This is a genomic window from Brachymonas sp. J145 (assembly GCF_036312245.1).
GTDB lineage: Bacteria > Pseudomonadota > Gammaproteobacteria > Burkholderiales > Burkholderiaceae_C > Brachymonas > Brachymonas wangyanguii.
In genome coordinates this window covers 192,009-199,132 of the sequence record NZ_JAZDCI010000004.1, presented here as the reverse complement: position 1 = coordinate 199,132, position 7,124 = coordinate 192,009, and the positions used below count along the sequence as shown (strand labels likewise).

General features: G+C 61.0%; 6 protein-coding genes. All 6 read right to left on the bottom strand.

Annotated elements, in window-relative coordinates:
- Nucleotides 1-328: 328 nt before the first annotated feature.
- The 6 genes from V1261_RS06175 to V1261_RS06150 are packed head-to-tail and all read right to left on the bottom strand — an operon-like array spanning nucleotide 329 to nucleotide 7,110.
- Nucleotides 329-946 (bottom strand): DUF4189 domain-containing protein, encoded by a 618-nt coding sequence (locus tag V1261_RS06175; protein ID WP_329770751.1) that lies wholly within the window; start codon nucleotides 944-946, stop codon nucleotides 329-331.
- The gene (locus V1261_RS06170; RefSeq protein ID WP_329770750.1) at nucleotides 918-1,946 is read right to left on the bottom strand and encodes a TrbL/VirB6 family protein; all 1,029 of its coding nucleotides are present in this window, start codon (nucleotides 1,944-1,946) and stop codon (nucleotides 918-920) included. Before V1261_RS06170 ends, V1261_RS06175 begins: the two co-directional genes overlap by 29 nt.
- A gap of 20 nt (nucleotides 1,947-1,966) precedes the next feature.
- On the bottom strand, nucleotides 1,967-2,842 hold the full coding sequence (locus V1261_RS06165) for a hypothetical protein (RefSeq protein WP_329770749.1): 876 nt from the start codon (nucleotides 2,840-2,842) through the stop codon (nucleotides 1,967-1,969).
- 40 nt (nucleotides 2,843-2,882) lie between these two features.
- Nucleotides 2,883-4,373 (bottom strand): glucosaminidase domain-containing protein, encoded by a 1,491-nt coding sequence (locus tag V1261_RS06160; RefSeq protein ID WP_329770748.1) that lies wholly within the window; start codon nucleotides 4,371-4,373, stop codon nucleotides 2,883-2,885.
- A gap of 18 nt (nucleotides 4,374-4,391) precedes the next feature.
- Nucleotides 4,392-6,809 (bottom strand): VirB4 family type IV secretion/conjugal transfer ATPase, encoded by a 2,418-nt coding sequence (locus V1261_RS06155; protein WP_329770747.1) that lies wholly within the window; start codon nucleotides 6,807-6,809, stop codon nucleotides 4,392-4,394.
- A 4-nt stretch (nucleotides 6,810-6,813) separates the two neighbouring features.
- Complete coding sequence (locus tag V1261_RS06150) at nucleotides 6,814-7,110, bottom strand: VirB3 family type IV secretion system protein (protein ID WP_329770746.1); 297 nt, start codon at nucleotides 7,108-7,110, stop codon at nucleotides 6,814-6,816.
- Nucleotides 7,111-7,124: the final 14 nt, after the last annotated feature.

The window sequence follows — 7,124 nt, the reverse complement described above, 5'->3', positions numbered from 1 at the left end:
ACTATAACACGATTTTTGAAGCTGTCAAGGAATTTTGCAAATTCTTTTTCAACCCCCGCCTGGATCAGCGCCTCAGCCCCTCAACCAGACCGCCTGTGCGGCGAAGACGTGAACTATAACAGCTTTTTTGTGGCCGTGGCAAGTCCTCGTCAAAAAATTGTCAAAAAGTTGCGTTAGCCCGTTCGGCCCAGCCTGGGTGCTGGGTGCTGGGTGCTGGGTGCTGGGTGCTGGGTGCTGGGTGCTGGGTGCTGGGTGCTGGGTGCTGGGTGCTGGGTGCTGGGTGCTGGGTGCTGGGTGCTGGGTGCTGGGTGCTGGGTGCTGGGTGCTACTAATGAACGCTGTCATAGACGCCATAGTCATAGCCTACGCAAAACGCAGGGCTCTCAGCCCCCGGGGCTTGCTCATATGCAACGCAGTCTGTTCCATACCTGCGTTGACATGAGATTTTAGCCTTGGCGATTGCATTGTCTGGAGCCGAATCGTAAGCCACCACTACCTTACCTAGCTCTTCATTGCCTCGTGGTTCTGCCAACATCAGACATGTATTGGAAAAAATTGCAACCAATTTGCAATCCTCTCCACATGACGCTGCAGCCAATCGATTTGCTTGATCCTCATTCTTATAGCCTGCCGCCCAAAAGACTTCCCCGAGATTTTTGGGATTCAGATAAACAGCCGCGTAATATTTTTCAGTTCGCAGCTTCTTTTGCAAAAAACGCTCTCTAGCTCCTTTATTTGCAATCGTTCTGCGCTCAATGTAGTCACTCACAGCAACTCTACTCTCCTCTGCACTTTCGCGTATTGCTTCCGCTCTAATAGCTATATCATCTCTATAGTACGAGCTTACTTCCTGTGCCTGCACGCTCAAAAGAGCTGTTCCGACTAAAGCAACTATGACAATTCGCATACGTTTAAATCTATTTTTTATCAACTTTTCTTGGTCCAAATGTCGCTCCCACTGCAGGGAGGCTCATCCTAGTATATTCTGCTGTAGGCGCAGAAGAGCGAATCTCACCAAACTGTTTCGGTAACAAGCCAGAAAACGAGTTGTAGCCATGAAATTGGATACCAACACTACCGCTAAAGAAGTTAAATATTAAACTCGGGGCTGCCAATAACAACATCGTCAACAACATCCCTACCCCGCCAGAAAGCGTAGCGATATCGCGCAGCTGTAGGCTGGTATTGACTCCCAGGGCACTGGCGGCGCTGTTGCCGAGGTCCATGGCGATCAGGGCGGCAATGAGCACGATGATGGCGTGCAGGGCGATGACGGTGACTACGCTGATGATGACCATGCTGAACAGGGTGGCGATGGTGAACTTGAGCCAGTTGACGAAGACGAAGCGCGTGGGCTCGTAGACATACGCCAGTATGCACAATGGCGCGACGACGAGACAGAGGTGGAGTGCGATTTCGTTGAGCAGCATCAAGCCACCTGCAATCAGGGCCGGCAGGCTCTGGCTGAGGCCGGTGCAGAAGTTGAGGAAGTTGGCCATGCTGATGTTGCTGGCCGCCGCTCCGCCATTGGCCTGGTAGACATCGAGCGCAGTCTGCAGGATCAACATCTGGGTGATGACCTTGCCTATCATGTCGGCGGGGTCGCGATAGTTGTCGCCGGTGATGACGCTGGCGATGCTGTTGCGCAGGTCATCGATGATCAGGGTAGAGAGTTCCTGACCGAACAGGGTCATGCCTTGCGCCAGCGAGAGGATGGTGATGACGCTGATGGCGCGCATGAGGAAGGCCTGCATGCTGTCGCGGCTCTGGCCGGTGGCGAGCCGGTAGCCCTGCCACATGAACCAGATGGTGAGCATGACGGTACCGACGGCTACGGCAAAGCCATAGGCACGGGCCATGCCGGCATAACCGAACTGGTGGATCAGGTCGACGATATAGCTGCGAATGCTGGCAAACAGCTGGGCAGAGATAAAGGCGTCAAGCATGGCAATGATTCCCGCTAGGTTTATGGCCGGAACAGGTTCTTGCTGCCGACCAGTTCACGCGCAGCGAGTTTGCCGGCTTGCATCCCCAACTTGGCGACAGCGACCTGGGAAATGCCTCCCAGCAGGCTGGGCTTGCCAGTAACGCGTTGCTGCAGGGCTTCCTGGTATTTTTCCTGATACAGGGTGCGCATGCCCTGATACGCCGCCATGGCGGTTTGCAAGCGCATCTGGTCATTGGCGATCAGGGCTTGCAAGGTTTGCAGCGTGTATTGTTTTTGCTGGAGTTCGGCCAGGGTGCCGTACTGGTTATCGGCCATCATGTCCTGCAAGGCCAGATTGCGCGCTTCGAGTGTTTGCCCAAGATGTTCGATTTCCTGCAACTGGGCGGCGAGGATCTGGCGACTGGCCAGGCAGTATTCCCGAATCGGACCCGGGCGATCCGGGCAATTGGGCGTGGTGTCCAGTCCGTAATAGCGCTGCATGGTGGTCAATGGCGCCGGCGTCTTTTCCAGCGTCTGCCTGGTGGTGGTTTGCAGCATGCCGAATTTCCGGGAATTCCAGTCCTGCTGGTTCTGGGTGATTTTGGAGGTCATGCCTTGCGTGACACGGGTGAAATCGATGCCGGTCTTGATACTGAGTTGTTCCAGCATGGGCGACAGCAGTTTCTGGCCGATCTGGTCACGCAGGATGGTGTTCCCCAAGTGTTCCTTGATGGCGGATTCGGCGACGGTGTTCTGCATCAGGGCCTGCATCGCCTGTTGCATGGCTTTCTGGAACGCCAGATTGGCGGCATCGGTGACTGGAATCTGCGCCTGGGCAGAGATGCTGGCACCGATGAGGCCGATGAGCAGCAGCAGGTAACGGAGCAGTTTCGGAAGAGTGGCTGAAATTCGCATGGTGAATAGGATCCAGATACGGAAGGAGAACAGGTCGGCATTACAGACCAGGGCGCTGTGACAGGCTGTGCTGCGGACTGTCGTGCCGCTGCTGGTCCTGCTTCAGGCCCTGGCGCGCCTTGTCGAGATCAGCACTGAGCAGAGCCTGACCCTGCTGGCCGATGGCGTGCAGCCACTGCCGGCCCTGGTGCTGCTCCTGCACCAGATGCCCCAGCTGTTCCGGGGCGAGTTGCAGAGCCTGCAAGCGCTGGGCCAGATACTGGGCGATCGGGCCTTGTTGCTGTTGCGGAATGTCTGGACAACCCATATGCAGCTGCTGGCACAGGGTGTTGAGCCAGGGACTGCCGTGCTGCGCCGGCTTGTCGACTGCCGGGGATGTCGTCGCCATAGCGGTCTGTGCGGGAGATTCGGTACGAACGAAATGCTCGCTGCGTGGGCGCAAGGCGCCGAGAAATTCCTGCTGCGCGCCGTCCCAGTAGCCGCCGGACTTGATGGTGACGGTAGCCGGGCCGGTGCTGACCTGAGAGCCAAAGAAGCGCATCTGGCCTTGTGCGTCGTACTCTTGGAAGATGCCGACGTGCTGGCCGGCACCATGGCGGCTTTTGAACATGACGATGTCGCCGGGCTGCAGTTGCTGCTCACGCGCCTGTTCGGGCGTGATGGTGTCAAAGTGGCTGCGCGCGAGCGCCGTGGTCTGCGTACCCTTGAACAGCATGGCGGTAGTGAGATGGGCGCCGGGCCACTGGAAGCCGGCATCCTTGAGCGATTGATATACCAGCATGGAACAGTCGATGCCGCGGCGGCCATCGCCGTCGAGGTCGCGGCCATCACGGCTGGGGTCGGTGCGCTGGTCCGGGCTGCGGTTGGGACGGCCCTGCTGCCAGCTGCCATCGGCGCGGCCGTATTCGTGGGTGCCGGGTGCAAAGCGCTGCTGTGCGGCAGCGAGCACAGCCTGGCCGGCAGCGGCGCGCCAGGATTCGGCGGGCTGCAGCGGCTGATCGGCCTGCGGCGAGGCGGGATCGAGGTGCAACTGGCCATGGACCTGCTGGGCATGCGTAAGGGCGCGCTGCATGGTGGGGCCTTCGACGATGCGGATCAGCTTGCTGGCGTAGTGCGGGTCGGTGGCGTAACCGGCACGCTGCAGCGCCTGGGCTTCGTGTTCGTAATCGCCGAGAGTGTCGGACTTGAACAGGCCGGCACGGGCGTAGCGTGGCTGGGTTTGCAGAAAGCGGTTGCGATCCTGCAGCGACGCGGCCTCATCCGGGTAGACGCGGAAGCCGTCGTGCTGCCAGCGCGTGCGGCCGCCCTCCACTTCCCAGACGTGGACCTGCTTTTCCGGGCCTTGCCAGTGGCGATCGGCCTTGATGTTGAACAGGTTGTGCGTATCGGCCAGTGAGGCCTGACGGCCCCAGCGGGTTTCGAGCGCAGCCTGGGCCAGCATCAGCTCCCAGGACAGGCCGGTTTCCTGCGAGGCCTGGACGGCGGCGGGATAGAGTCGGGTGATGAAGGCATCGGCCGAAGACTTGGACATGGTCGGACTCGCTGGGTATCAGGAAGGATGGCGGCGGGCCGCGTGGAAGCGCGGCAGCCATTGTTCGGGTGGCGGCGATTGCAGGCCATCGGCCGCGCCGGGATCAAGCTCAGTCAGGACCTGCTGCAGCAGCTGAATGTTGTGCGTGTTGGCCGAGAGCACGGCGAGGGCATCGTCCAGCCCCTGTAGGTCGAGCCGGCACAGGGCGCTGGCATGGCCTTGCTTGACCAGAAAGCAGCGGCTGCGTTCGTCGAGCTGGGTCAGCAGCTGGAATTCGGCCTCGGTGAGCTTGAGGCCGTCAATGTAATCCCGCCGGTCGGCCTGCGGATTCGGCAGCAGGATCAGCGTGGCGGTCTGTTCGATCAGCGCGGCGGCGATATCGCTGCGCAATGCGTCTTCGGGCGACTGGGTGGCGAAGATGCCGAGGCCGTTCTGCTTGCGGATGGTTTTCTGCTTGTTGCGTGCGAATTCCTTCAGGCCACCTTCGCCGTCGAGGATTTTCCAGAACTCGTCCATGACGTAGAGCAGCGGGCGGCCGTCGATCAGGGCTTCTAGCCGGTGCAGCAGGTAGTGCACGACCGGCGTGCGCAGCTGCGGCTGGTCGAGGATCTCGGTGTAGTCGAAGCCGATGATGCTGGCATCGGCCAGATCGATGCGGTCCTGCGGGTTGTCGAAGACCCAGCCGAGCGCACCGGCGCGGGTCCAGGTGCGCAGGCGGGCGTAGATGCTGTCGTCGCCGAGATTCGTCAGGCTTTTCTGCAGGTTGCCGAGGGTACGCAGTGGCATCGGCGTGTCCAGCATGGCCTGCACGGCGCGCTGGATATCCTCGTCTTCGCTGGCGCTGCAGGACGGCTTGTTGGCGAGCAGCTTGACCCAGTCGACCAGGAATTGCTGGTTGACCGGGGTGGCTTCGCATTGCAGCGGATTGAAGCCGGTCGGTTCGCCTTGCGCCAGGCGCAGGTAGCGGCCACCACAGGCACGCACGAACAGCTCGGCGCCGCGATCCTTGTCGAAAAAGAAAATGGTGGGCCTAGGCTGGTATTTTTGCACCTGCGACAACAGGAAATTGATCAGCGCGGTCTTGCCGGTACCGGACTTGCCGATCACCAGCGTGTTGGCGAGCGCCTTTTCGCCCAGGCTGTCTTCGCCCGGATGGGTGGCGTGGAAATTGAAATAGTAGGGCTGGCCATTGGCTGTCTGCAGCACGGTGACGCAATCGCCCCAGGGGTTGTGGCTGCGCTTGCCGGAGGCGAAGTTGTGCAGCGGGCTCAGGCCGAGGAAATTCAGCGATGACAGCTGCGCCAGCCGTGGCCGGTAGCGCCAGTTGCCCGGCAGCTGGGCGTAGAAGGCACCAGCCACTGCCAGGTCTTCCTTGACCGAGACAAAACCGGCCTGCGACAGTTCGGCACGCGCCTGGGCGATATGGCGCTGCAGCTGTTCCTGGCTGTCGGCGTAGATCGCCAGACTGAAATGGTATTCGCCGAGTACGAAATGGCCGCTGGCGAGTCCGTCCATGGCCAGATCCAGCTCCTCGATCTGGCTGACGCCGCGGTCGCCGGCGCTGATCATCATGCCCTTGGTGCGCTCCAGCACCTTCAGGCCTTGCTGGCGTGCATGCGGCGTGAAGGAATGCGTCAGCACGTATTCCATATCCAGGTACTTGAGGCCGTTGAGCATGCCGGGCCAGGTCTGTTCCGGATAGTCCTTGAGCTGCAGCATGGCACCATAGTGATTCGCGCCATCGGGTGTGCGCACGATGAAATCACCGCCGGACGGACTGAAGATATGGCGCGATACCGGCAGGCTGGCATGGATCGGGCCACGCGGCAAGGGCATCGGCTCGTCCAGCCGGTTGATCAGCCAGGCACAGAAGCGGCTGATGTCGGAGAACAGCGTGCCATGCGCATCCTGCTGCAGGCCGAGCCGGCTGGGAGCGTAATCGTGCAGCACGGCTTCGACATGGCCGGCCAGTTCCTCGATGCGTGTCAGGGCCTGCTCCTGCTCTGCGCGCAGCGAAGCCAGATCGGTGGCGGGCTGCAGCAGGCGCCGGCCTTCGGGCGCGGGGCGATACAGCATGCTGAAGTAGAGCGTGTTCTGCATCAGCTTGCGCCCGGACAGGGCTGCGAAATACTGGTCGGACAGCTGCTGGTTGAAGGTATCGTCGAAAGACGGCTGCAAGTCCAGCTGCATGCGGCGGCGCACATCGTGCACCCAGAACGCGACGTTGGCGTATTCCGGGGCGCGCAGGCTTTGCAGCAGGCGGTTGAAGGTCTGGTGCCGGCTTTCCAGCTCGCTGTCTTCGCGACCGGCGAATGGCAGGCCGTCGAGCTGCCAGCACATCAGGTAGTCGCCAGCGGTGGTCTTGACCACTTCGGGCGCGACATGGCTGGACAGCGGGATATGGGCGCTGATGGGCGGGAGTGCTTCAGGGCGCATGGCCTTACTCCGGCTGGCGTGGTTCGAGCGGGCTGAATACCCACATGCCGCCATGCAAGGCACGCTGGCGTACGCGCAGCCGGAACAGCCAGCGGATGCCGAGCAGGCGGAACACCATGTCGTCGTGGCGTACCATCAGCTGCAGGCTGAACACCACCGGCGGCAGGGCCAGCAGCCAGAACAGGTTGAACCAGGCCGCCAGCAGCAGGCAGCTGCCAGCACCGACAAACAGCGGCAAGATTGGCACACCCAGCAACATGGCCGGGCGGGTGCAGCCGCGGAACACGGTGTCCTTGCGCATGGCAGTCTCCGCGA

Coding starts and splice junctions, on each gene's coding strand:
- V1261_RS06160 (WP_329770748.1), bottom strand. CDS start 4,373: ATGTCCAAGTCTTCGGCCGATGCCTTCATCACCCGACTCTATCCCGCC.
- V1261_RS06155 (WP_329770747.1), bottom strand. CDS start 6,809: ATGCGCCCTGAAGCACTCCCGCCCATCAGCGCCCATATCCCGCTGTCC.
- V1261_RS06170 (WP_329770750.1), bottom strand. CDS start 1,946: ATGCTTGACGCCTTTATCTCTGCCCAGCTGTTTGCCAGCATTCGCAGC.
- V1261_RS06150 (WP_329770746.1), bottom strand. CDS start 7,110: ATGCGCAAGGACACCGTGTTCCGCGGCTGCACCCGCCCGGCCATGTTG.
- V1261_RS06165 (WP_329770749.1), bottom strand. CDS start 2,842: ATGCGAATTTCAGCCACTCTTCCGAAACTGCTCCGTTACCTGCTGCTG.